Annotated in this window: 21 protein-coding genes and 1 pseudogene; 13 read left to right on the top strand and 9 right to left on the bottom strand. The window is 70.3% G+C overall.

Translation table 11 applies throughout. From position 1 onward, the window contains the following. Positions 1 to 199: 199 nt before the first annotated feature. The gene (locus tag ACLBX8_RS12675; RefSeq protein ID WP_447715256.1) at positions 200 to 400 is read right to left on the bottom strand and encodes an ADP-ribosylglycohydrolase family protein; all 201 of its coding nucleotides are present in this window, start codon (positions 398 to 400) and stop codon (positions 200 to 202) included. A gap of 109 nt (positions 401 to 509) precedes the next feature. On the opposite strand from ACLBX8_RS12675, the gene qatA reads away from it, so the two are divergent. From qatA to qatD, 4 genes are read left to right on the top strand one after another with little or no spacing between them, the layout of a single operon-like run. Further along, positions 510 to 2,498, top strand: coding sequence for a Qat anti-phage system ATPase QatA (gene qatA, locus ACLBX8_RS12670; protein ID WP_447715255.1), 1,989 nt, complete (start codon positions 510 to 512; stop codon positions 2,496 to 2,498). Further along, positions 2,498 to 3,454, top strand: coding sequence for a Qat anti-phage system associated protein QatB (gene qatB / locus ACLBX8_RS12665; protein ID WP_447715254.1), 957 nt, complete (start codon positions 2,498 to 2,500; stop codon positions 3,452 to 3,454). The genes qatA and qatB overlap by 1 nt, the downstream gene beginning before the upstream one ends. Continuing rightward, positions 3,451 to 4,851, top strand: coding sequence for a Qat anti-phage system QueC-like protein QatC (gene qatC, locus ACLBX8_RS12660; RefSeq protein WP_447715253.1), 1,401 nt, complete (start codon positions 3,451 to 3,453; stop codon positions 4,849 to 4,851). The genes qatB and qatC overlap by 4 nt, the downstream gene beginning before the upstream one ends. Next, positions 4,848 to 5,621 (top strand): Qat anti-phage system TatD family nuclease QatD, encoded by a 774-nt coding sequence (gene qatD / locus ACLBX8_RS12655; RefSeq protein WP_447715252.1) that lies wholly within the window; start codon positions 4,848 to 4,850, stop codon positions 5,619 to 5,621. The genes qatC and qatD overlap by 4 nt, the downstream gene beginning before the upstream one ends. A 184-nt stretch (positions 5,622 to 5,805) precedes the next feature. Here qatD and ACLBX8_RS12650 read toward each other — a convergent pair whose 3' ends face one another. Both ACLBX8_RS12650 and ACLBX8_RS12645 read right to left on the bottom strand, forming a co-directional pair. Next, entirely contained in the window at positions 5,806 to 6,630 is an 825-nt protein-coding gene (locus tag ACLBX8_RS12650) for a metallophosphoesterase (protein ID WP_447715251.1), read from the bottom strand. Further along, positions 6,627 to 7,181, bottom strand: coding sequence for a metallophosphoesterase (locus tag ACLBX8_RS12645; RefSeq protein WP_447715250.1), 555 nt, complete (start codon positions 7,179 to 7,181; stop codon positions 6,627 to 6,629). Before ACLBX8_RS12645 ends, ACLBX8_RS12650 begins: the two co-directional genes overlap by 4 nt. 255 nt (positions 7,182 to 7,436) lie before the next feature. Here ACLBX8_RS12645 and ACLBX8_RS12640 point away from each other — a divergent pair, with 255 nt between their 5' ends. Further along, positions 7,437 to 7,862 (top strand): DNA-binding protein, encoded by a 426-nt coding sequence (locus tag ACLBX8_RS12640; protein ID WP_447715249.1) that lies wholly within the window; start codon positions 7,437 to 7,439, stop codon positions 7,860 to 7,862. Positions 7,863 to 7,881: 19 nt separating this feature from the next. Here the strand turns inward: ACLBX8_RS12640 and ACLBX8_RS12635 are convergent, their stop codons facing one another. Together ACLBX8_RS12635 and ACLBX8_RS12630 are read right to left on the bottom strand one after the other, a co-directional pair. Beyond that, positions 7,882 to 9,681 (bottom strand): recombinase family protein, encoded by a 1,800-nt coding sequence (locus ACLBX8_RS12635; protein ID WP_447715248.1) that lies wholly within the window; start codon positions 9,679 to 9,681, stop codon positions 7,882 to 7,884. Positions 9,682 to 9,721: 40 nt separating this feature from the next. Next, positions 9,722 to 10,624 (bottom strand): annotated as a pseudogene (locus ACLBX8_RS12630) (DUF4131 domain-containing protein); the annotation flags it as partial. 193 nt (positions 10,625 to 10,817) lie between these two features. On the opposite strand from ACLBX8_RS12630, the gene gltX reads away from it, so the two are divergent. From gltX to ACLBX8_RS12610, 4 genes are all read left to right on the top strand, one after another. After that, entirely contained in the window at positions 10,818 to 12,245 is a 1,428-nt protein-coding gene (gene gltX, locus ACLBX8_RS12625) for a glutamate--tRNA ligase (protein WP_447699109.1), read from the top strand. 289 nt (positions 12,246 to 12,534) lie between these two features. Beyond that, positions 12,535 to 13,824 (top strand): citrate synthase, encoded by a 1,290-nt coding sequence (gene gltA / locus ACLBX8_RS12620; RefSeq protein WP_447699110.1) that lies wholly within the window; start codon positions 12,535 to 12,537, stop codon positions 13,822 to 13,824. 20 nt (positions 13,825 to 13,844) lie between these two features. Then, the gene (locus ACLBX8_RS12615) at positions 13,845 to 14,771 is read left to right on the top strand and encodes a DNA-3-methyladenine glycosylase family protein (RefSeq protein WP_447681221.1); all 927 of its coding nucleotides are present in this window, start codon (positions 13,845 to 13,847) and stop codon (positions 14,769 to 14,771) included. Between the two features lie 74 nt (positions 14,772 to 14,845). Next, positions 14,846 to 15,094 carry an amino acid transporter protein gene (locus ACLBX8_RS12610; RefSeq protein WP_447681220.1) on the top strand — a complete coding sequence of 83 codons (249 nt, stop codon included), beginning with the start codon at positions 14,846 to 14,848 and terminating at the stop codon, positions 15,092 to 15,094. Between the two features lie 218 nt (positions 15,095 to 15,312). On the opposite strand, the gene parC is transcribed toward ACLBX8_RS12610, so the two are convergent. Together parC and recO are read right to left on the bottom strand one after the other, a co-directional pair. Next, positions 15,313 to 17,559 carry a DNA topoisomerase IV subunit A gene (gene parC, locus ACLBX8_RS12605; RefSeq protein WP_447715247.1) on the bottom strand — a complete coding sequence of 749 codons (2,247 nt, stop codon included), beginning with the start codon at positions 17,557 to 17,559 and terminating at the stop codon, positions 15,313 to 15,315. Positions 17,560 to 17,734: 175 nt separating this feature from the next. Next, a complete protein-coding gene (gene recO / locus ACLBX8_RS12600) occupies positions 17,735 to 18,454 on the bottom strand; it encodes a DNA repair protein RecO (RefSeq protein WP_020092262.1) in 720 nt (239 codons plus the stop codon). Positions 18,455 to 18,590: 136 nt separating this feature from the next. Between recO and ACLBX8_RS12595 the strand changes: the two genes are divergently transcribed. Together ACLBX8_RS12595 and ACLBX8_RS12590 are read left to right on the top strand one after the other, a co-directional pair. Continuing rightward, the gene (locus tag ACLBX8_RS12595) at positions 18,591 to 19,004 is read left to right on the top strand and encodes a hypothetical protein (protein ID WP_091977226.1); all 414 of its coding nucleotides are present in this window, start codon (positions 18,591 to 18,593) and stop codon (positions 19,002 to 19,004) included. Between the two features lie 20 nt (positions 19,005 to 19,024). Continuing rightward, positions 19,025 to 19,720, top strand: a complete 696-nt coding sequence (locus ACLBX8_RS12590; RefSeq protein WP_447699113.1) for a gamma-glutamylcyclotransferase — start codon at positions 19,025 to 19,027, stop codon at positions 19,718 to 19,720. Between the two features lie 69 nt (positions 19,721 to 19,789). Here the strand turns inward: ACLBX8_RS12590 and ACLBX8_RS12585 are convergent, their stop codons facing one another. After that, on the bottom strand, positions 19,790 to 19,933 hold the full coding sequence (locus ACLBX8_RS12585; protein WP_020092259.1) for a hypothetical protein: 144 nt from the start codon (positions 19,931 to 19,933) through the stop codon (positions 19,790 to 19,792). Between the two features lie 175 nt (positions 19,934 to 20,108). Here ACLBX8_RS12585 and ACLBX8_RS12580 point away from each other — a divergent pair, with 175 nt between their 5' ends. Further along, entirely contained in the window at positions 20,109 to 20,732 is a 624-nt protein-coding gene (locus ACLBX8_RS12580) for a hypothetical protein (RefSeq protein ID WP_447699114.1), read from the top strand. A 64-nt stretch (positions 20,733 to 20,796) separates the two neighbouring features. Here the strand turns inward: ACLBX8_RS12580 and ACLBX8_RS12575 are convergent, their stop codons facing one another. Continuing rightward, positions 20,797 to 21,708 (bottom strand): LysR family transcriptional regulator, encoded by a 912-nt coding sequence (locus tag ACLBX8_RS12575; protein ID WP_447699115.1) that lies wholly within the window; start codon positions 21,706 to 21,708, stop codon positions 20,797 to 20,799. Between the two features lie 101 nt (positions 21,709 to 21,809). On the opposite strand from ACLBX8_RS12575, the gene ACLBX8_RS12570 reads away from it, so the two are divergent. Beyond that, positions 21,810 to 22,484, top strand: a complete 675-nt coding sequence (locus ACLBX8_RS12570; protein ID WP_020092256.1) for a L,D-transpeptidase — start codon at positions 21,810 to 21,812, stop codon at positions 22,482 to 22,484. Positions 22,485 to 22,633: the final 149 nt, after the last annotated feature.

Below are 22,633 nucleotides of genomic sequence, written 5' to 3'. Positions count from 1 at the left end.
ATGGCCGGCAGCCCCCCTCCCCTATAGACAAACCGGCGGCTTCGAACTCGCTGCTCCTCAAGAATTGGGACATGGCAGCAGGCGGAATGCCTTCTTAGATAATGCCGGTTTAGGACCCGAAGCCGGGGGGAACGGCGGTCGCATCGAAAAAGAGTTCCTTCCGATTTTCGATACGGCCGCGGCCAGCCAGGCGATCCAGCTATTCGGACGGGATGGCGCGGGCCCCGCAAAGGGCCCCTGCGATCAATTCTTCGACCGCGGCGGTGGTGTCGGCATCCCAGCCCAAGTTGGAGGCGACCAGCAAGGCATACCTGAAGGTCGAGGTCCCCCACGCTGCCCGAAGCACCGCGTGCAGGTAGAACTCGACGTAGCCCGTGCCGCAGACGGCGGCCTCAAACATTCGTTTCAACCGGGGCTTGTACTAACAGCCAAGGTCACCAGATGAGAGGAACAGAATAGCAACGGCTCTCGTCTGTCATCGGGAGGCCGCGTCCGTCTAGGGGGCGAGGATGTCCGAAGGCGCGGTTTCGGGGCTGGCATACCTCAGCGATCACGAGACGAAGGTGGATCTCCTCAACAACGAGGCGATCGCCAGCACCGTCCTCAATCTCATCCGACAGAAATCCGAGCACCCGATCACGATCGGGGTTCACGGCGACTGGGGCGCCGGCAAGTCGAGCGTCCTCAAAATGGTCGAGGAGGCTCTTGAGAAGGATAAGACGACCTGCCTGATCAAGTTCAATGGCTGGCAGTTCCAGGGCTTCGAGGATGCCAAGATCGCCCTGATCGAAGGGGTGGTGAACGGCCTTATCGAGAACCGGTCGCTCCTGAGAAAGGCCGAGGACGTCGTCGCGCGCATCCGCGAGAACATCGACGTGCTCAAGGCCGCGAAGATGGGTGGCAAGCTCGCCTTTACCTTCTTCACCGGGCTGCCGGCCTTCGGCGTCGGCGAGGTGTTCGAGGCGATCACGGACAAGATCAAGGAGATCGTGACCGATCCCGAGGAGCGCCAGGCGGCTCTTGAACAGGCGGAGGCACTGAAGAAGGAAGGCGAGAAGTCGGGCAAGCGGAGCGTCCCTCGCGAGATCGCAGAGTTCCGCAAATCGTTCGAGGAGCTCATCGAGCGAGCCAACGTCGAGCGGATCGTCGTTCTCGTCGACGACCTGGACCGCTGCCTACCTGAAACGGCGATCGAAACGCTGGAAGCAATCCGCCTTTTTGTTTTCCTCGACAAGACGGCGTTCGTGGTGGGGGCCGACGAACGCATGATCGAGTACGCCGTCGGCCGTCACTTCCCGAACCTTCCGAAGATGGAGGACTCCCAGGGTTATGCCCGGGCCTACCTTGAGAAGCTCCTCCAGGTGCCGTTTCGGATCCCCGCGCTGGGCGAGACCGAGACACGGATCTACGTCACCCTCCTGCTGCTCGGCAGCGTCCTCGGCGAGGAGGACAAGCGCTTCAAGGATCTGCTTAAACTCGGTCGCGCAGCCCTTCGGACGCCGTGGGACGGCGAAGGCATCAAGTCGGATGACCTAAAGGCGGTACTTGGCGAGCGGCCTGAGGAGCGGATCCGCAACGCGCTGCTGACAGCCGAGCGCATCAGCCCCGTACTGGCGGCCGGCACGAAGGGTAACCCGCGGCAGATCAAGCGATTCCTGAACGCCCTGAACCTCCGCCTGGCCGTGGCGGAGGCGCGCGGCTTCGGGGCAGCGATCGAGCCGACACGCCTGGCGAAGATCATGCTGGCGGAGATGTTCCTGCCCGAGAGCGTCTTCACCCAGATGGCGACGCTGGTGGCGAAGGCTCCCGACGGGATCTCGCCCTTGATCGCACGGATCGAGGCGGTTGCGGAGGAAGCCACTGCCCCGGCGCCGACTGCGGATCCCCCTGCTGCCGTACCGGATCCGAACGCCGCCGACGATTTGGCTTCGGTGCTGGAGGACTGGAAGCTCCGCCCCGAGGTTCTGGAATGGGCCCGTATCAAGCCCAAGCTGGGCGGTGAGACGCTCAAGCCGTACTTGTTCGTCATCAAGGACCGCCGCAATTATCTGTCCGGCGCGGCCCCGCTCTCGGCCAAGCTGAAGGACATTGTCGCGCGGCTCACCGGCGGCGACCTGAACGCGGCGAACGTGACGTCGGCCGTCCGGACCCTGACGCCGCCCGAGATCGATGCGGTGTTCAAGGACCTGCGCGGGCAGTTGCTGTCGGCCCAGTCGTTCCAGGCCCGACCGCCGGCCATGGCCGGGTTGGCGGTGCTCACCCAGGCCCATCCTGGGTTGCAGGTCCGCTACGTCGACGTTCTGGCCGAGCTCCCTGTCGACCGACTGGGACCGGGCGTCGTGTCGGTACACGGCTTCGTCCAAGACGAGGAGGCCCTTCGGCGGCTCAACGCCGTCTTCGACACCTGGGCGCGAAGCGACAACGCCCTGTTGAAGCGTGCCGTTGAGGCCATGCGGGCGGCCGGGCGGCGGCGGGGTCAACGTGGAGGGCGTCCCTGATGGGAACGTCCACCCCCTACCGCGGCGGTCGGAACGCGAACCCTCTCCTGCCGAGTTGGTTGCCCGGTGGCGACGATGCCCCTCCGGGTGCCCCGCCGGCTGATCCGGGCGATCCGCCTGCGCCACCGGAGGCTCCACCCGGCGCGTCCGATCCGGCGGATGGCGCGCCTGACCCCGGCGGCAATCCTGCCGATCCGGTCGCCCCGGTCGCGCCCGCTGGACCCCAACCTGGAGCGCCGCAGCCGCCCCGCTACCAAGCCGCGCGGCGAAGCTTCAACGTCTACGCCAAGTCCGGCGGGGGCGACGGACGGGCGCTTGGGCGGGCGGCCCGGGGTTTCGTCCGCCGCGCCGGCGGCGGGGTCGGCCGGACCGCGCGACGTATGGCCTCCGAGCGGGCGGCCACCGCCCGGCTCGCCGGGGTGCTTGCGAGGGCTTCGACCGATCCGGGAGGCATCCGGGAGATCGCGCGGCAGCTCGACCTCGGCGCCTTGGCGGACGGGCCGATCGAGGATCTTTACGCCGGCCTCGTCGATATCGTCTGTCCTCCGGACGGAGACCTCGACGACGCGCATTCGCGCGAGGCTTATCTGGAGGCCGTGATCGAGGTGATGGGTCGCGGCTTCGGCGACCTCGAACGCCCCGGGATCGAGACGATCCGGGCGGTGCTCGGTCTGTACATCACCAATGCGGTGCACCTTCGCATCGTGAACGCCATCGCCAACGACCTCGTGACCCTTCCGCGCGACATCGACGAAGTCGCCGCCTTGCAGGAGGGATTGAAGGACTTCGTCCGCGGCTGCGTCGAGCAGGCCCTCGCTGAGGCCGGGGATGCGTTCCCGGCGGACGACCTGACGGCCTCGATCGACGAGTTCTATGAGCAGGCGATCGGGATCCTCGACGCGGAAGGCGATGCAGCGGCCGAGGGCGAGGGGCGTATCGAAGGGGAAGACGAATGACGCGCCATGTCCTCGCCGCTCACCTCGGACCCGACGACCGCTACGCTCCGGAGGCGGCGGCGGATGAGGTCGTGACACGGTTCGACCTCGTCGCGGGGCAAAGGTCGCTGGGCCGCGGCATCGGCCCCGCGCTTCGGGCGTTGCGCGACCTCGGGGTCCGTCCGACCGAGATCGGCGTGGACTTGATCGTCCTCGCCGCGCACGTCCACGCGGCCGACACGCGACTGAACCGCATCGCGACCTCCCAGGACAGCTGGACGCGCGAGATCGGCCTCGTCGTTCCGGTCTCGGAGCCCGACCGGTGGAGCGCGGCCGCACCCGTCCTCGAACGGATGCTGCGCTTCCTGACGGGGGACCACTGGCGGATCCGTTTCCGATCCCGGCCCGTCGGCTTCGAGAACCTGTCGCCGGCCTATCTCCCTGGCATCGAGATAGCGGATTTCGACGGGATCGCCCTTTTCTCCGGCGGACTGGACAGCTTGATCGGCGCCGTCGACACCCTGATGACGGGGCATTACCCGCTCTTCGTCAGCCATGCCGGCGAGGGCGCGGTGAGCGGTCCCCAGCGCGATCTGTTCGACAGGTTGAACGAGCGCCTGTTGGGCGAGCGGCGCCTGAACCGGAAGCTGTCCCGCCTTAGGTTCGCGCTGACCTTCCCTCGGAACCTCGTCCCCGGGGTCGGCGGCGAGGAGTCGACCCGGGGGCGCTCCTTCCTGTTCCTGGCGATCGGCGCGTTGGCCGGGTCCGGGCTCAGGCGCCCGTTCGAGCTGCGCATCCCCGAGAACGGCCTGATCGCCCTGAACGTGCCGCTCGACCCGACCCGGCTCGGCTCGAACAGCACGCGCACGACCCATCCCTACTACCTAAGACGCTGGAACGAGCTACTCGCCGCGATTGGGATCGAGGGGACCGTCGTGAACCGGTACTGGGACCGGACGAAGGGCGAGATGGTCGCCGAGTGCGTTGCTCCCGCGCTGCTTCGTGAATTGACGCCGCTTTCGATCTCCTGCGCGCACCCGTCCCAGGGCCGCTATGAGCGCGATCTGCGGCGGCATTGCGGAACATGCGTCCCTTGCCTGATTCGGCGGGCGGCCGTGGAAGGCGCGTGGGGACGGGGCAACGACCCGACGGGATATCGCTGCGAGGACCTCACGGCTCGGGCCCTCAGTACCTCGAAGTCGGAGGGGCGGCAGGTCCGGGGCTTCCAGTACGCCGTCGGCAGGCTCGCGGCAGATCCAGACATCGCGCGGGTCCTGATCCACAAGCCTGGGCCGCTGAGGGAGGATGCGGGCAACCTGGGGCGCCTCGCGGGGGTCTACGGACGTGGTATGGTGGAGGTCGGTCGCCTGCTCCAGGGCGTCGAGACGTTCTCCCCCGCCATGCCGGAGCTTCCTTGACCGACCGCCTGATCGACTTCCACTGCCACCTGGATCTCTTCCCGGATTTCGAGGAGCTGGTCGCCGATTGCGAGCGGCGCGGGATATACACGCTCGCCGTGACGACGACCCCGCGGGCGTGGGCACGCAATCGGGACCTCTGCGGCCCCACGCGCCACGTGCGGGCCGGCCTTGGGTTACACCCTCAGCTGGTTGCCGAGCACGAGCGCGAGATCGACCTGTGGGAACGCCACGTCCATGAGACCCGCTACGTCGGCGAGGTCGGGCTCGATGCTGGACCAGCGCATTTCCGGAGCCTGGAGCGGCAGACGGAGGTGTTTCGACGGGTCCTGATCGCGTGTTCCGCACAAGGCGGGAAGATCCTTTCTGTCCATAGCGTGAGAGCCGCGACGAAAGTGCTGGACCTCGTCGATGAGCATCTGCCCGCCGACCGCGGTTCCGTGGTGCTTCACTGGTTCACGGGATCCCTGGCCGAGGCGCGGCGTGCTTCAGCGTTGGGATGCTATTTCTCCATCAACAGGCAGATGCTCGGCAGCGAACGCGGCATGAAGCTCGTTCGGTCGCTGCCGATCGAGCGCCTCCTACTTGAGACGGACGGTCCATTCACTTCGGAGGAGGGAAGACCGACCAGACCGCACGCCGTATCGAGAACGCTCGTCGAATTGGCATCGGCGTTCGGGCGGGCGCCGGACGACCTTCGGCGTCGTTTGCTGGACAACCTGCGTATGCTCACCGAAGCGGCGAGGCTGCGTCCTTCCATCGGCCATTGATCCCCACGCGACGGCCGGATCGACGTGGCCGTTGATCCGAGGGGATGGCTTCTTCGCCTTGACCAATTCGAGCAGCTTGGATGCTTGGCACCGGTGCGGGTTGGGGCCTGGGTCTAGGGGACTAGCTCCCCGCCCTTCGTCACCCCACCGAATGCTATGCCTTCGCGGCAGTCGGTCTGAAGGATCACGTCGAGGTCACGTGCGTCTCAATTTCCACGACCTCGACGGGATTGAAGCCGCTGGCCTCCTCGACGTGCCCGCGCGGGTTGCAGACGACCCGGGTCGGCCCGACGCGGTAATCGGCGGCTTGGTGGACGTGGCCGTGGACCCAAAGGTCCGGCCCCCGCGCATGGATCAGGTCGCGCAGATCCGAGGCGTAGCACCAGCGCAGGTCGGCGTGCGGGTCGGGCAGGCTCTCGGAAAGTGGCGCGTGGTGGGTCACGACGACCGTCGGGCCGGGATGCGGTTCCGCGAGGACGCGATCGAGGAACGCGCGGGTGCGCCGGTGTAGGGCCAGCACCTCGCCGGGCTCGATCCGGTGCCGCGAGCTCGGGCCGGTGCGGATCCGGCGGTAGTCGACCATGCCGAACCGCCCTTGGGCGGATCGCATCGCCTGCGTCAGGGTCGTCGAGCCGAGCCGGAAATCGGTCCAGAGCGTGCCGCCGGCGAAGCGGGTCCCCCCGATCGTGACGGCGTCGTCCATCAGCAGGTGTATGCCGTGGCGGGCGGCGAGATCGCGGCCCCGGGCGACCTGATCGTGTATCGTGTAGCGATCCTCGCCGCGATCCCACCAGAAATCGTGGTTGCCGGGCACGTAGACGACCGGCACCCCGGGCAGGCGCTCGGCGAGCCAGTCGAGGGCGCGGGTCAGGGGCGTGTGGACGTCGCCGGCGACCAAGGCCGCGTCGAACCCGCCCGGCGGCGCGTGCGCGGCCGGGTCCCAGGCGTTTTCGGGCCACTCCTGATGCAGGTCCGAGAAGACCCAGAGGCGCTGCGGACGGTCGGTCACGGGTCGCCTCCCTGCGGGCCCGCGTTCTCGGCGAGGCGGGCGAGGATCTCGTCGATGGCAACGGGGCGGAATTCGAAGCAATCGACGCCGACGTCGGTGCTGGCCGCGGTGCCGGGCAGCCGGCCGTGGGAGTGGCCGTAGAGATGGATGTCGCCCCGGTGCTGGCCCGGCCAGACGCGGTGGGCGTAGTGGGAGCACCATACGCCTAGGGTCGCGCCGTCTGGGCGCGGGACGACGACCCGGGCGACATCGAAGATCCCGTCCCACGGCAGGCGGGCCGCGATGCGGTCGTGGTTGCCGCGGACGAGGTAGCGTCGGCGGCCATTGAGCCGCGCGAAGATCGCGCTGGCCCGGTCCTCCGGGCAGCGGTGGCTGAAGTCGCCGAGGTGCCAGACGGTGTCGCCGGGGCGGACCGCCGCGTTCCAGCGGGCGATCAGCGCCTCGTCGTGCTCCTCGATGGTGGCGAAGGGCCGATTCAGGCCGAAGCGGCGTCCCAGAATGGCACGATGGGACCAGTGGGTATCGGCGCAGAACAGGGTTTGGGATGGCATGGGAGCCTCGCGCGGGTGGCGGAGGCTCGACGCGGCGGGTCGCGCGCTCCGGGTTTCAGGGGGGCGAAGGGCGGCCGATCCGTTTCATGGCGTGCTCCTGCGGGGGGCGTCGATTCCGACGCGCTCGACGAGCCGAAAATGCGACTTCGGCGGTAGCGGATCGCGGGTAGCGCGTCCCGACATCTGATACCTCAAAGCGAACCGACGGTTAACTCTCCCCGGGCGAGGGTCGGGCAATTGTCCACGGGGCGATCGATGCCGACCAAGACGGAAGTGTTCGCGGTCGCCGACCGGCTTCGGGCGAAGGGCGAACGGGTATCGCTGCGAAGCGTGATCCCGAAGCTCAGGGCCGGCGGCTCCAACCGGATCGTGGGTCCGCTGCTGCGCGACTGGAAGGTCGAACGATCGTACCGGCCGGGCTTGGAGGGCGGCGACCTTCCGGAGCGGGTTCAGGGCCGGTTGGCCGCGGCCGCGGCCGAATTGTGGGAGGCGGCGCAGGCCGAGGCGGCGGCGGTCCTGACCGTCGAGCGGGAGCGGATGGCCGCGGAGCGTCGGGCCGGCGACGAGATCCTCGACGAGGCCCTGGCCCGGCTCGACGTGGCGGAGGCGGAGATCGGGCGGCTGCGGGAGCGCCTCGCGCGGCTTGAGGAATTCAGGATCGAGGCTCGGAACGCGCCGTAGCGAACGCGAATGTGAACTGCTATTGCGCCTCCGCGCGCTTTCGACGGTGTTCCTCCAGCCAAATCCGGCGCCTGACGAGTTCTGCTCGCGTGGCTCTGTACCCGCCGCCGAACATGGCTCCGGCCCAGGGTATCCAGTCCCGCACCTCCTCATTCCACCAGTACCCGTCGCGGAAACGGTGACCGCGGCCGTCGATCGTCTCGATCTCGATGTGTCCGTCCGGCATGCAGCGCATCCCGCGGAAGGTGTTCCGGATGATCTGCCTGATCCGGGCCCTGACGGCGAAAGTCTCGGCGGCGATCGCCGACGCCTCCTCGGGGTTCTCGGCCTTCGCCTTCCGGCGAGCCAACTGCATGAGGGCCGCCACGGCCATTCCGCGGTCCTCCCGCGCGCCCCCCTCGTTCAAGACGCGAAGCCGCCCCGAAAGGTCGAGGATCTCGGCTTCGACCTCACTCAATTCGCGCTCGATCGCCTCCAGTGGCGCCTTTGAGAAACGCGTTCCCCGGCCGATATGGCTGACGATGGTTTCGCCCTGAACCTGCAACTCCTGTTGCCGGGCGATCCTCGCCACCAACGCCTCGTTGAGTTTGGCCGCCTCGCCGGGGGCTCCGCCCGAGAGGTCGAGTTCGACCAGCCACGACAGGATGGCGTTCTCGGTGTCCGGGTAGGGGATCCGATAATCGTTATCGCAGGCGCCGGCACGTTCGGACGAGCAACGGAGGACGGGCGTGGAGCGCGGCCCGCGATCCCTAAAGTTCATCGGGGCGCCGCAACTCCCGCAGGTGGCGACCGTCCCGAACAGGTTGGAAATCACGCTGCCCACGCGACCGGCGCCGTTATGGGGGCGCTTCAACGCGCGTGCATTCGCCACGAGCCGAGCGGCGTCCCACAGTTCCTGTTCGACGACGCGCGGGAAATACCCCGGGATTGGTTCGCCGACGGGTACGCGCTTGGGCACCATGATGCCCTTCCTGGCCACGTAATCGAGCTTGTGCGGCTGGAATTCCCCGAGCAGGGCGCGGTTGTCGGTGATCTTCTGGATCGTGCCGCCGTGCCATTTCCGACCATGCCCCCAGGGCTTCACGTCCCGGGCGTTGAGCATGGAGGCGATCGTGTCGCGACCGACCCCATCGGCGAGGAGGCGGAGGATCTCATTGACGATCTTCACCTTCTTACGGTTCGGAACGTACCGATCAGGCTTGCGATCGAGCCACGCGGGGGCCCTTCCCATGATGGGGGTCGTCAGGGCGTTGCGGCGCTTCTCCTCCCAGGTCTTCCGAAGCCGGAAAGACTTGGTCACCGATTCCTCGTGGGCGCGGGTCGCCGCCATGATCGAGATGATGAACTGCGTCGGCGACGCACCCTTGTGGTAAACTTGGCCATCCATCAGTGACACCACCACGATGCCGGCGTTCACGATGGCGAGGAGGTCCGCCTGGGCTTGGCTGACCTGCTGCCGGGACATTCGGTCCAGGCTTTCCACCAGGAAGTAGGACCCCTCCGGGATCCGGCCTGCCCTCACCTCCGCCAGGAACAGCGCGAGCTTGCCCGCTCCTCCGGGAGCGGAGTTGGCGCCGGTGAAGCCTGATACTCCGATGTCCTCCAGGACGAGGGTGGTGTCCAATGTGAGGTGGGGGTTCTCGGCGAGGTAACGGTCGCGGAGTTCGATCTGCCTCCGTAGGCCATCCCTGCGTCTGCCTTTTCCGTCGTCGCCTGTATCGAGCTGTCGCTTCGAACTCAGGCGCAGGTATGAGTAGGCCACGGCGGGCTGTGCTGCCCTACCTGCCGCCGTGGCCTCTAAGGTTCGGTCGTCGATCATGACGGCCGATCTATCCGATCTGCCGGTTATTCATCAAGTTTGACACCACGTGGTAGATGCCGGCGGCGCGGAGCGCGTCGTTGGTGGCCGGCCCGATGAGGCCGCGCTTGCCCGTCACCAGGGCCGCCGCCACCGCACCCGCCTGGCCGCCGGCGGCCTCCGCGATCCGGCGCGTGAGCCCGTTGCGCGCCGCGTCGAGCGCAGCGGCGAGCCGCAGGCCCAGCGGCGGCGGCCCGGACGGTTCCCGGACGGTGACGGTGCCGATCAGCGAGCCCACCGCGCCGATCCCCTGGAAATAGGCGTCCCGGGCGAAGTCGTAGCCGCCGGGCCGGGCCGCCTCCGGGGGCGGCAGCAGCCGGGCCGTAGCGGCGACGCCGTCCCCGGGACGCGGGATCGGCGTCTTCCGGAACGAGACCCGGACCCGGGCGGGCCGCGCCTCCGGCGCGAGGCCGGCGAAGCTCTCCACCCGGATCACCAGCCGGGCGCCCACCTCGCGCTCGTCCAGGGCCTCGACCGTTCCGACGAGCGGGCCGATCGTGGTGCGGGTGAGGATCGGTGCGGCGACCTGCGAGACCCGCCAGGTCGCCGCCGCGAAGCCGAGGAACGCGGCCGCCACCGCGAGCGCCGCCGCCAGGGCCGCCGGCCGCGCGCCGAGGACGGGGACCGGCGCCAGCGCGAGGCCGGCCGCGATCAGGGGGGCGGCGAGGCTCGGCGCGCCGTCGGCCGCCGCGAAGTAGACCAGGATCCCGCCGCCGAAGGCCACAGCCAGCCAGGGGAACAGCCGGCGCTGCTCGGCCTCGCGGGCGAGGCCGGCGACGACCCAGTCGCGGAGCGCCGGGAGGGCGGCCGGGAGGGCGGCCAGGAGGGCGGCGGGAAGGGGTCGGGCGCGCGGGCCGATCAGCGCGACCGCGCCGTCCGCCCGCCTCGCGCCGCTCCGCCGCATCGCCGCCGCCCCGCTCCGCGCGACCTGTCGTCGGGGCCGGGCGATTCTGCGGGCGATTCTTAACGCATCCGCCGGCCCGTGCTACAGCGGGTTCTTCGTGCTACGGGCGCCCTGTCGAGCCCCTCGCCGCTCCGCCGCCCCTTCGCCGTCCGTCGCGCCCCGTCCGCGACCAGCCCCGGAACATACCGGACCGATGTCCTCAGCCGTCGTCACGCGCTTCGCCCCCTCGCCCACGGGTTACCTGCATATCGGCGGGGCCCGCACGGCCTTGTTCAACTGGCTCTACGCCCGCCACACCGGCGGCACGATGCTGCTGCGCATCGAGGACACCGACCGCGAGCGCTCCACCAAGGGGGCGATCGACGCGATCCTCGACGGCCTCTCCTGGCTCGGCCTCGACTGGGACGGCGACGTGGTCTTCCAGTTCGCCCGCGCCGAGCGCCACCGCGCGGTCGCCGAGGAGCTGCTGGCCGCGGGCCGCGCCTATCACTGCTACGCCACCGCCGAGGAGCTCACGCAGATGCGCGAGACCGCCCGCGCGGAGGGGCGCGCCCCGCGCTACGACGGCCGCTGGCGCGACCGCGACCCGTCCGAGGCCCCCGCCGGGGTCAAGCCGGTGATCCGCCTGCGCGCCCCGACCGAGGGCGAGACCGTGGTCGAGGACGCCGTCCAGGGCCGCGTGACCTGGGCCAACAAGGACCTCGACGACCTCGTCCTGCTGCGCTCGGACGGGACGCCGACCTACATGCTCGCCGTCGTGGTCGACGACCACGACATGGGCGTCACGCAGATCATCCGCGGCGACGACCACCTCACCAACGCGGCGCGCCAGAGCCAGATCTTCTCGGCCCTCGGCTGGGACATCCCGAGGATGGCGCATATCCCGCTGATCCACGGGGCGGACGGGGCCAAGCTCTCGAAGCGCCACGGCGCGCTCGGCGTCGAGGCCTACCGCGATCTCGGCTACCTGCCGGCGGCCCTGCGCAACTACCTCGTGCGGCTCGGCTGGAGCCACGGCGACCAGGAGGTCTTCTCCACCGACGAGATGGTCGCGGCCTTCGACCTCGGCGCGGTCGGACGCTCCGCGGCGCGGTTCGACTTCGCCAAGCTCGCGAACCTCAACGGCCTCTACATCCGCACCAGCGCCGATTCCGAACTCGTCGCGGCGATCGAGACCATCCTGCCCAACGTCGGGCCAGAGCGCGGCCTGTCGGCGCCGCTGCGGCCCGATCTCAAGGACAAGCTCGTCCAGGCCATGCCGGGCCTGAAGGAGCGGGCCAAGACGCTGATCGAGCTCCTCGACAGCGCCTACTACCTCTACGCCCAGCGGCCCCTGGCGCTCGACGACAAGGCCCGCGCCCTGCTCTCCGACGAGGGGCGCGGCCGCCTCGCCGGGGTGCGGCCGGTGCTCGAGGCTCTGCCCGACTGGAGCGCGACCTCCACCGAGGGCGCGGTGCGGCAGTACGCGGAATCGGCCGGCTGCAAGCTCGGGCAGGTGGCCCAGCCCCTGCGCGCGGCGCTCACCGGCCGCACCACCTCCCCGCCCCTGTTCGACGTGATGGCGGTGCTCGGCCGGGAGGAAACCCTGGCGCGCCTCGGAGATCAGGCGCCGCAGGGCTGAGGGCAGGGACGAGGCGGGGACGAGGCGGCGCTGGGACCGCCGCGCGCGGACCGGCAGCGGACAGGGAACTGCCGGCCCCGACCCGGATTGCGTTGGGTGGAAATCGGTTGGCGGAATTCGCTTGGCGACGGGGGCGGGTTGTCACCGACCCCGTTGCTGCTGCACTGCCGTTTGGGTAACCCATGGCTGTGAGCACCCGCAGCATAATGCGTGTGCTCAGGCCCCCGGGACCGACTCGGGCAGCCCGAGGCCGGCATCCGCCACGTCGCCAGAGAAGGGTCCACGATCCATGAGCGCACCCAGCACCATCACCGTGGACGGCAAGTCGATCGAACTGCCGGTGAAAACCGGCACGATCGGGCCGGACGTGATCGATATCGGCAAGCTCTACGCCCAGACCGGCGCCTTCACCTTCGACCCGGGCTTCACCTCGACGGCCTCGTGCGAGTCGAAGATCACCTACATCGACGGTGACGAGGGCGTGCTGCTCTACCGCGGCTACCCGATCGAGCAGCTCGCCGAGAAGGGCGACTTCCTCGAGACCTGCTACCTGATGCTGTTCGGCGCCCTGCCGACCGCCGCCCAGCGGGCCGATTTCGAGTACCGGGTCACGCGCCACACCATGGTGCACGACCAGATGAACCGGTTCTTCACCGGCTTCCGCCGCGACGCGCACCCGATGGCCGTCATGGTCGCCTCGGTGGGCGCCCTCTCGGCCTTCTACCACGATTCCACCGACATCACGGACGAGAGCCAGCGGCTGATCGCGTCGATCCGCATGATCGCCAAGATGCCGACGCTCGCCGCGATGGCCTACAAGTACTCGATCGGCCAGCCCTTCGTTTACCCGAAGAACGACCTCGACTATACGTCGAACTTCCTGCGCATGTGCTACGCGGTGCCGTGCGAGGAGTACGAGGTGAACCCGGTCTTCGCCCGGGCCCTCGACAAGATCTTCATCCTGCACGCCGACCACGAGCAGAACGCCTCGACCTCGACGGTGCGGCTCGCCGGCTCCTCGGGCGCCAACCCCTTCGCCTGCATCGCGGCCGGCATCGCCTGCCTGTGGGGCCCGGCCCATGGCGGCGCCAACGAGGCGGCGCTCAAGATGCTGATGGAGATCGGCACCCCCGAGAATGTCAGCAAGTACGTCGCCAAGGCCAAGGACAAGAACGACCCGTTCCGCCTGATGGGCTTCGGCCACCGGGTCTACAAGAACTACGATCCGCGCGCCCGGATCATGCAGAGCACCACCCACCAGGTGCTGAAGGAGCTCGGCAAGACCGACGATCCGCTGCTGCACGTCGCCATGGAGCTGGAGCAGATCGCCCTCAAGGACGAGTACTTCATCGAGAAGAAGCTCTACCCGAACATCGATTTCTACTCGGGCATCACCCTCAAGGCGATGGGCTTCCCGACCGACATGTTCACGGTGCTGTTCGCGGTGGCCCGCACGGTCGGCTGGATCGCCCAGTGGGCCGAGATGATCGAGGACCCGTCGCAGAAGATCGGCCGTCCGCGCCAGCTCTACGTGGGCCCGGCCCAGCGCGACTACGTGGCGGTGGACCAGCGCGGCTGAGGCGGGACCTGTCCCAGACGGTGATCAGCGGGGCGGCCGAGAGGCCGCCCTTCGCGTTTGAGGGGGCGATCGAACTCCGCCTGCCCTATCGGCCGCCCTACGACTGGGTGGCGATCCGCGCCTTCCTGGCCAAGCGGGCGATCCTGGGCGTCGAGGCGACGGACCCGGCGGCGGCCTACGCGCGCACGATCAGCGTCGCGGGTCGGCACGGGGTCCTGACCGTGGCGCCCGGCGGGGGCTGCCTGCAGGTCGTACTCCGCGGCGTCGAGGCCAGGCAGGCCGAAGCGGTCGCCGCGCGCCTGCGCCGCCTGTTCGACTGCGACGCGGATCCAGTCGCCATCGCGGCCTGCCTCGCCGGGGATCCGATCCTGGCGCCGCTCGTGGCCGCGCGGTCCGGGCTTCGGCTGCCCGGCGCCTGGGACCCGTTCGAGACCGGATGCCGGGCGATCCTCGGCCAGCAGGTCTCGGTGGCCGCCGCGATCGGGCTCGCGGGTAAGCTGGTCGCGGCCTTCGGGACGCCGCTCGCCGAGCCTGTCGGCGGCTTGACCCACATCTTTCCGGCACCGGAAAATCTCGTCGAGGCGGATGTCGCGCTGGCCCTGAACATGCCGCGCGCCCGTGGTGCGGCGATCCGGGCGTTGGCGGCGGCGGCGCTCGCCGATCCGGAGCTGTTCGCCCCGGCCGCGTCGCTGGAGGACGCGGTTCAGCGCTTCACGGCAATCCGCGGGATCGGACCGTGGACCGCGCAGTACATCGCCATGCGGGCGCTCAAGCTGCCCGACGCCCTGCCGGTGGGCGATGTCGGCCTTCTGCGGGCGCTGGAGGATGGCTCCGGGCGGCCGAGCCCGGCGGCGCTCCTTGCACGGGCCGAGGCGTGGCGGCCGTATCGGGCCTACGCGGCCCAGCACCTCTGGGCGGCGGACGAGGCGGCTGTGAAGGGGCGGTGAAGCGAGGGGCGTCGTTCGTTCCCCGCATCGCCAGGGTGGGCTAACGCAGGTGCCGGTCGGGGGGCTCGGATTCGATGTCGGACGGGGACGAGGACGCGCGCGAGAAGCTCGTCGCGAACGAGCGCATCAAGTTCACGTCGACCTACGCCAATGGTCTCGCCGTCGCGATCTTCGCTGTGGGTGGTTTCGCGCCGTTCATCTCGACTGCGCTATCGGATAGCCCTCACTTCGCGCCCGTACTCGTCGCGATGGCGATTTGCTGGATCATGAGTGGCGTCATACATTGGGTTGTGAGGCACGCCTTGCGGAACCTTCGCCCATGACGACAGCCCAGTTTCTCCTTTTGCTCGCTGTCCCGATCGGTGGGGGCGTGCTGGCCCTGGGTGCGCTCTGGTTAGACCAGCGTTCGCACCGACACAGGACTCATCGCACCCGCTCTTGATCCCGAGGCGCCGGAGCATTTCAAATGCGTGCTTCGAGGCCCGCTGACGCGGGCACCTCAGGATGAGGGCGCGGGTTGGAGGCCCGTCACCCCCCTGCCTCACCGTCCGAACCGCTCGAATTTCGGGAAGCTGCGCGCCATCATCAGCCCGACCTCGGCGCGGTGGCCGAGCCACTTCTCCAGCACCGACGCGTTCGCGAGCCGGCCCTCGGCCGAGCCGTCCTGCCAGGGCAGGCCGTCGGCGAGCTTGAACACGTGCGCGTCGAGGAGCGTCCCGCTGCGGCAGCGCTGGAGCCGGACCCCCTTGCCGCGGGCGAGTTCGGCCACCTCGGAGACCGGGAAGACCAGCAGCAGCTTCTCCGTGTTCACGACCGCCACGTGGTCGCCGTCGGCCGGCACCAGCACGGCGGCCGTGGCGTCGCCGTCGAGGCCGAGCACGCTCTTGCCCTTGCGGGTGTTGGCCACGAGCGCGTCGGCGGGCGCCACGAAGCCGCGTCCATCCGAGCCGGCGATCAGCAGCTTGGTCTCCGGCCGGTACGGCAGCGCCGCCACGATCTCGGTGCCGTCGTCGAGGTCGGCCATCAGCCGGACCGGGTCGCCGAAGCCGCGGCCGCCCGGCAGCTTCGAGGCCTCGAGCGTGAACACCTTGCCGTTGGTGGCGAGCAGCAGGATCTTCTGGGTCGTCTCGGTCGGGAAGGCGATCTTCAGGGTGTCGTCGCCCTTGAACGCGACGCCCGAGAGATCGGCGACGTGGCCCTTGAGCGCCCGGATCCAGCCCTTGGTCGAGACGATCACGGTGATCGGCTCGCGCTCGACCAGGGCCGCCGTGAAGTCGATGCCGCCGACATCGGGCGGGCTCGCCAGCGTCGTGCGGCGCTTGCCCAGCTTGGTCTCGGGCCCGAAGGTCTTCTTCACGGCGCGGATCTGCGCCTGGATCGCCTTCCACTGCGCCGGCTCGGAGGCCAGCAGGGCGTCGATCTCGGCCTTCTCGGCGGTCAGCGCGTCGAACTCGCGCTTCAGCTCCATCTCCTCGAGCTTGCGCAGCGAGCGCAGGCGGGTGTCGAGGATGGCGTTGGCCTGGATCTCGGTCAGCTCGAACCGGGCCATGAGGGCGGCCTTCGGCTCGTCCTCCTCGCGGATGATGCGGATCACCTCGTCGAGGTCGAGATAGACGATGAGCAACCCGCCCAGGATCTCCAGGCGCCGGTCGATCTGGCCGAGGCGGTAGCGCGAGCGGCGCTGCAGCACCACGCGGCGGTGGTCGACCCACTCGCGCAGGAACTCCGCGAGCCCGATCACCTTCGGCACGAGGCCGCCGACCAGGACGTTCAGGTTCAGCGGGATCCGCGCCTCCAGCTCGGTCAGCCGGAACAAAGATTCCATCAGGATCACGGGATCGACCGTGCGCGAGCGCGGCTCCAGCACCACGCGCACGTCCTCGGCCGACTCGTCGCGCACGTCGGCGAGGAGCGGCAGCTTCTTCTCCTGCAGCAACTCGGCCATCTTCTCGATCAGCCGGCCCTTCGGGATGCCGTAGGGGATCTCGGTGACGACGATGTTCCACGTGCCGCGGCCGAGATCCTCCTTGTGCCATCGCGCGCGGACCCGGAAGGCGCCGCGGCCGGTGCGGTAGGCCTCGGCGACCGACTCGGCCGAGTCGATCAGGATGCCGCCCGTCGGGAAATCCGGCCCCTGCACGAACTTGGCGAGCTGCCCCGAGGTCGCCTCGGGGTGGTTGATCAGGTAGAGCGCCGCGTCGCACAGCTCGGCGGCGTTGTGCGGCGGGATCGAGGTCGCCATGCCGACCGCGATGCCCTGGCTGCCGTTGGCGAGCAGGTTCGGGAAGGCCGCCGGCAGGACGATCGGCTCCTCCTTCTCGCCGTTGTAGGACGGGCGGAAGTCGACCGTGTCCTCGTCGATCCCGTCGAGCAGGAGGCGCGCGACCTCGGTGAGCCGCGCCTCGGTGTAGCGGTAGGCCGCGGGACCGTCGCCGTCGATGTTGCCGAAATTGCCCTGACCGTCGACCAGCGGGTAGCGCTGGGCGAAATCCTGGGAGAGCCGGACCAGCGCGTCGTAGATCGCCTGGTCGCCGTGGGGGTGGAAGTCGCCCATCACGTCGCCGACGATCTTGGCGCACTTCTTGTGCGCGGTGGTCGGGTCGAGGCGCAGCAGCCGCATCCCGTACAGGATGCGCCGGTGCACGGGCTTCAGCCCGTCGCGGGCATCCGGCAGGGCCCGGTGCATGATCGTGGAGAGCGCGTAGGCGAGGTAGCGCTCCTCCAGCGCGGATTTCAGCTCGACGCTCTCGATCCCGTCGCCGGACGGCGGCTCGAAGGGCTGGCCCATGACGGCTCCTCACTACAACGTCTTCACCGCGCGCCGTCATTCCGGGGCCGCGCAGCGGGGCCCGGAATCCAGAGCCGCCGACGTCCCGCGCGTGCGCGCGGACGGTGGTTCTGGATTCCGGGCGCGCCTTCGGCACCCGGAACGACGACGGGGCATTAAGAACAGAACACGAACATTACCCGGCCTCGCGGCCGAGCGCAACGAATCGCGCCCGCTCCTCGGGCGGCCCGAGGCCGCGGGGTCCCCAGACGTGCCGGTCGAGGAAGTATCCCGTCAAGGTAAACCCTTGGGCAACGCCGTCGGGACCCGGGGAACCGCCCGCGTGCAGGAAGGTCGGGAGCGCCAGGAGACGGTCCCGGTAGGGCTCGCCGGCCGAGGCGCTGACCGCCCGGCCGCTCTTCGGCGACACGTAGGCCAGGGCGTCGTTGCCGCCGGTGGCCGCGCAGGCGGTGAGGTCGAGGCCGAAGCCGAGTTCCGACAGGATCGCCAGCTCGAACCGCACCATCAGGGGCGGGGCGATGGCGGGGTCGTCGAGGTGCTCGACCAGGATCCCCGCCGCCGCGTAGAGCGCCGGATGCGGGTCGCGCTCGGGGAGGAGCCGCAGCAGCGCGGCCATGTGGTTCATGCCGTAGAGGGCGAGGCTCGACCCGATCAGCCGCGAGACCTGCGAGTCCAGGGGCTCGACCGCGTAGGCGCCGAGACCCTCGTCGAGGCGCGCTCGCCACGTCACGCGGACCCGGTTCCCGGCCTGCAGCACGGGCTGCATCCGGCGCGAGCGCCCACCGTGCACGAGGCCGAGATGGCGCCCGTGGGCCTCGGTCATGGCCTCGAGGATGACGCCGGTCTCCCCGTGCCGGCGCAGGCCGAGCACCAGGGCGTCGTCGGTCCACTGCATCGAACGTCGCGTCTTCGTGTGAGAGATCGGGTGAGAGGCGCGCTTCGCGCCTGTCTCTCATATAGGGGGCCGCGGCCGCCGGCGCTGCCCCGCGCGGTCCCAGCCTCGGGCAACCTTGGCCGGGTAGCGGTGACCGATGCCGCTCCGCGCCGCCCTCGCCGCCCTGCTGGTCCTCCTCGCCGCCGGCGCGCAGGCCGCGCCGCGCGCACCGAAGCCCGCCGCCGAGCCCGCCGCCGAGGCCGACCCCTCCCCGGCCCTCCTCCGGCGGATCGCCGCCCTGGCCCTGAGGCAGGTCGATTTCGGCGCGGTCTCGCTGCTGCCGGTGCGGTTCGCGGGCAGCCGGATCGCCGGGCCGATCGCCGAGGGGGGCGGGGTGATCTACTGCGTGTCGGGCCGGATGTACGGCCGGACCTTCGGCAAGCCCGAGCGCCCGAGGGTGGCGCTGCGCTACGACAACGACCGGCTCACGGTGCTCGACGACGACGAGGTCTGCACCGGACACCGCACCCGGCCCTTCCCCGAACTCGACGCGCTGGGCAACAAGCCGTGAGGCCCGGGCGTTGAGGGCCCATGCCCGCCGCGTCCGTCCGCACCCTCGACCTCAGCCTCAACCTGATCGCCCGCGCCCATTCCGTCCCGATCCCCGACGACCCGAGCGCGCTCGAGGTTCTGTCGGACGCCGAGTTGCGCCCGGGGCTCGACGCGATCGTCGCCGGGCGCGAGGGCAGCGACCTCTGGGTCTTCGCCTACGGCTCGCTGATGTGGAACCCGGAATTCCCGGTGGCCGAGCGCCGGATCGGGACGGTGCGCGGCTTCCACCGACGCTTCTGCCTGCTCCAGCGGCGGTTCCGCGGCACGCCGGAACGGCCGGGCTTCGTCCTGGCGCTGGACCGCGGCGGCCTGTGCCGGGGCGTGGCCTTCCGCCTGCCCGGCATGGAGATCCGCGAGGCGCTGATGCCGGTCTGGCGCCGCGAGATGCGCGGCCGCGGCTACGTCGCCCGCTGGCTGCCGGTCGCCACCGAGGCCGGGACCGTCCCGGCCCTGACCTTCCTGGCGAACCGCGCCAGCGACCGCTACGCCGGACGCCTCTCGGATTCCGAGATCGCCGAGAAGATCGCCGCGGCCTGCGGCCACAAAGGGCCGAGCGCCGAGTACCTGTTCCGGACCGTGGAGGCCTGCGAGCGCCTCGGCATCCGCGACCGCCACCTCTGGAGCCTCCAGGCCCTCGTGGCCGCGCGCCTCAGGGCCTGCGCGCCCGGGGGGTGAGACCGTCTCCTGTCGAGCGCGTCGGTGCAGCCGTGCTCGCGAGGACGGTCGCGTCGACCGGGCAGCGGTTCAGATCCAAGCCCGCTTGGTCGCGACCACGAGGCGCCCGCCGCCGTGCTCCGCGTCCGGATTGCGCGGCTCCCGGATGCCGGGGGCGCGGCCGGTGGTGACGTAGACGAGGAGGGTGAGGACGAGCAGGATCTTCGTGCGCATGGCGACGCTCAAGGTTGAGCGTCGGTGCATAGGAACGATCGGTTTTTACCGAGTTGCTGCGGTGCACGCGGACGCGTCGGCGGCCGATTCCCTGCGGACGTGGTGAACGGAGGGTTGCGATGCGGCCGCGATCGTCTATGCCGCCGGCCCGTGATGTCCACAGGCGGAGGATGGGATGCGGCTCCGGATCGGCGTGGCCCTGGCGGTGGTCGTCATCGCCGCCGTTGCTCTGCTTGCCGGGCCGCTGAGCCGCGGCGACAGCCTGTCCGACATCCTGACCGGCCGGACCCCCCTGCTCGCCGGCAGCGCCCGGGCGCCCGGCGGCAGCGCGGACTTGAGCGGCACCGCGACCCTCGCGGCGGACCAGCGGCCGGCGACCCTGCACGTCGCCTGCGATCCGGGCGGCACCGGCCTGTCGGCGGCGCTGACCGTGCCGCGCTTCGCCGAACTGGCGCCGCGCTTCGATTTCGCGGGCCTCGAAGGGGCCGACAGCGAGAAGCCCCTGACCGGCCTCCTGGTCTCCAGCGCCGGCAGCGTGCGCTCCGTGCGCATGCCGGTCCGCGGCGCCGCGACCGGGGCCGATGCGGGCTTCACGCTGACGGTGGCGGGCGCGCGCCGCGGCGAGGATCCGCTGCGCGGGGTCGCCCTGGCCCTCGTCCAGCCCGGGACGAAGCTGACCTGGACGCAGGCGAGCCCGCGCGGCGAGGACTCGACCCTGACGGCCACGTTCACGGTGGCGGAGGCCGACGCCGCCGCGCTGAAGGGCGCCCTGAGCGGCTGCCTCGCGGCGCCGTTCTAGGGTCGCGATCGCGGCGGTCGGCCACCCCGGCCCGTTCGTCGCGGCCGCAGCGCGCCGGAGCCGGTCAACCGGCGTGGCTGATCCCCTCGATGGCGCGGATGCGCGGCACGGCGAAGTCGGTGAACGCGCGGACGACCGGGCGCATGTGGCGGACGGACGGGTAGACCAGATAGGCGTCCGTCGAGCGCACCTCGTACGCGGGCAGGACGCGGACGAGGTGTCCGGCCGCCAAGTCCTCGGCGACCAGCAGGTGCTGGACCGGGCCCATGTACCGTCCCGCGCGCAGTTCGGCCAACAGCACCTCCGCGCTGTTGGTCCGCAGGGCCGGGCGGACGGCGAGGCTCAGCGTCTCGCGCCCGTGCTGGAGCACGAGCGTGTTCCGGTCGTCCAGGGCCGACGTGGTCGTCACGAGGGCCCGGTCGGCGATCTGCCCGGGCGCGTCGATGCCGCCGGCCCGCGCCAAGTATGCCGGGGCGGCGACCAGGATGCGGCGCACCCAGCCGAGCCGCCGCGTCACGACGTCCTGCCCGTGGGGCCGGCCGTAGCGGAGCGCGAGGTCGTAATCCTCGTAGACGAGGTCGATCAGCCGGTTGTCCAGCACGAGATCGACCGTGACCCGCGGATTCTCGGCCTGGAACGCCGCCACGATCCGGTGCAGATGGGCCGCCCCGATGCAGGCGGGCGCGTGCAGCCGCAGCCGGCCTTCGATGCGGCCGGCCTCGGTGCGGGCATCTTCCAGGGCGGCGTCGATCGTGGCGAGCGCGGGCTGACAGGCCGCGTAGAGCCGCTGGCCCTGCTGGGTCGGACGCACCAGCCGCTCGGACCGTTCGAGGAGCCGCGCGCCGACCTGGGCCTCCAGATTGCGCAGATGCTTGCTGATCGCCGGCTGCGACACCGCGAGGTCGCGTGCGGCCGCGGTCATCGAGCCGCGCTCGACGGTCCGGAGGAACGCGCGCAGGGCCAGCGTCAGATCCATGGATGCCATCCGGTTATGGGTGCGATCACCCCATAGCCGATGGACGGGGCGGCCGCGTGGCGGTTCTGTGCGTCGTCGCCAGACCTTGGAGCGCAGCATCGATGTTTCCGACCCGCCGCAGCCTGCTCGCCGGCACGCCCCTGCTCGTCGCCGGCTGCGTCACCCGCGAGCCGCGCCCCGTCGCCGCGCTGCGCCCGCCCGTCGACCCGGCCTACACGGCCCTCTACGCCGCGCTCGACGGCGAGCCCTTCCCCGTGCCGGCGGTGGACCTGTCCGCGATAGACCCGCGCTTCCTGCGCCGGGAGGTGGCCTACGCCACGGCCGAGCCGCCGGGCACGATCGTGGTCGATCCTTCGGCGCGCTACGCCTACCTCGTGCGCGAGGGCGGGCGCGCCATCCGCTACGGCGTGGGCGTCGGGCGCGATGAGGCGTTCAACTTCCGAGGCGCGGCCGTCATCGCCCGCAAGGCCGAATGGCCGCGCTGGACGCCGACCCAGGCCATGATCAAGCGGGAGCCCGAGCGCTACGGGCCCTATGCCGGCGGCCTGCCCGGCGGGGCCGGCAATCCGCTCGGTCCGCGGGCGCTCTACCTCTATCGGGACGGCGGCGACACGCTCTACCGCCTGCACGGCACCACGGAGCCGCAGACCATCGGCACGATGGTGTCGTCGGGCTGCGTCCGGTTCCTGAACCAGGACATCATCGACCTGTACGCCCGCGTGCCGGTGGGGAGCCGGGCGGTGGTGCTGGCAGCCAGCGGGACGGCGGCGAGCTGAGGGCCTCGACGGGCACGCACCTACAATTCCCGGCGACAGAACTCACAAAAGCCCACCCGTCCTTGCGAGCGGAGCGAAGCAACCCCGTGTCGCGCGCCCTCATCGAGCGTGGCGCGTCCCTGGATCGCTTCGCTCCGCTCGCGAAGACG

It is taken from the genome of Methylobacterium sp. D48H (assembly GCF_053345715.1).
The sequence above is the reverse complement of the archived record's forward strand: the minus strand, read 5'-3'. Positions and strand labels throughout refer to the sequence as shown.

Coding starts and splice junctions, on each gene's coding strand:
- gltA (WP_447699110.1), top strand. CDS start 12,535: ATGAGCGCACCCAGCACCATCACCGTGGACGGCAAGTCGATCGAACTG.
- ACLBX8_RS12675 (WP_447715256.1), bottom strand. CDS start 400: ATGTTTGAGGCCGCCGTCTGCGGCACGGGCTACGTCGAGTTCTACCTG.
- ACLBX8_RS12590 (WP_447699113.1), top strand. CDS start 19,025: ATGCCCGCCGCGTCCGTCCGCACCCTCGACCTCAGCCTCAACCTGATC.
- ACLBX8_RS12595 (WP_091977226.1), top strand. CDS start 18,591: ATGCCGCTCCGCGCCGCCCTCGCCGCCCTGCTGGTCCTCCTCGCCGCC.
- ACLBX8_RS12635 (WP_447715248.1), bottom strand. CDS start 9,681: ATGATCGACGACCGAACCTTAGAGGCCACGGCGGCAGGTAGGGCAGCA.
- parC (WP_447715247.1), bottom strand. CDS start 17,559: ATGGGCCAGCCCTTCGAGCCGCCGTCCGGCGACGGGATCGAGAGCGTC.
- ACLBX8_RS12640 (WP_447715249.1), top strand. CDS start 7,437: ATGCCGACCAAGACGGAAGTGTTCGCGGTCGCCGACCGGCTTCGGGCG.
- gltX (WP_447699109.1), top strand. CDS start 10,818: ATGTCCTCAGCCGTCGTCACGCGCTTCGCCCCCTCGCCCACGGGTTAC.
- ACLBX8_RS12645 (WP_447715250.1), bottom strand. CDS start 7,181: ATGCCATCCCAAACCCTGTTCTGCGCCGATACCCACTGGTCCCATCGT.
- ACLBX8_RS12580 (WP_447699114.1), top strand. CDS start 20,109: ATGCGGCTCCGGATCGGCGTGGCCCTGGCGGTGGTCGTCATCGCCGCC.
- ACLBX8_RS12575 (WP_447699115.1), bottom strand. CDS start 21,708: ATGGATCTGACGCTGGCCCTGCGCGCGTTCCTCCGGACCGTCGAGCGC.
- ACLBX8_RS12585 (WP_020092259.1), bottom strand. CDS start 19,933: ATGCGCACGAAGATCCTGCTCGTCCTCACCCTCCTCGTCTACGTCACC.
- recO (WP_020092262.1), bottom strand. CDS start 18,454: ATGCAGTGGACCGACGACGCCCTGGTGCTCGGCCTGCGCCGGCACGGG.
- qatB (WP_447715254.1), top strand. CDS start 2,498: ATGGGAACGTCCACCCCCTACCGCGGCGGTCGGAACGCGAACCCTCTC.
- ACLBX8_RS12610 (WP_447681220.1), top strand. CDS start 14,846: ATGTCGGACGGGGACGAGGACGCGCGCGAGAAGCTCGTCGCGAACGAG.
- qatC (WP_447715253.1), top strand. CDS start 3,451: ATGACGCGCCATGTCCTCGCCGCTCACCTCGGACCCGACGACCGCTAC.
- ACLBX8_RS12570 (WP_020092256.1), top strand. CDS start 21,810: ATGTTTCCGACCCGCCGCAGCCTGCTCGCCGGCACGCCCCTGCTCGTC.
- qatA (WP_447715255.1), top strand. CDS start 510: ATGTCCGAAGGCGCGGTTTCGGGGCTGGCATACCTCAGCGATCACGAG.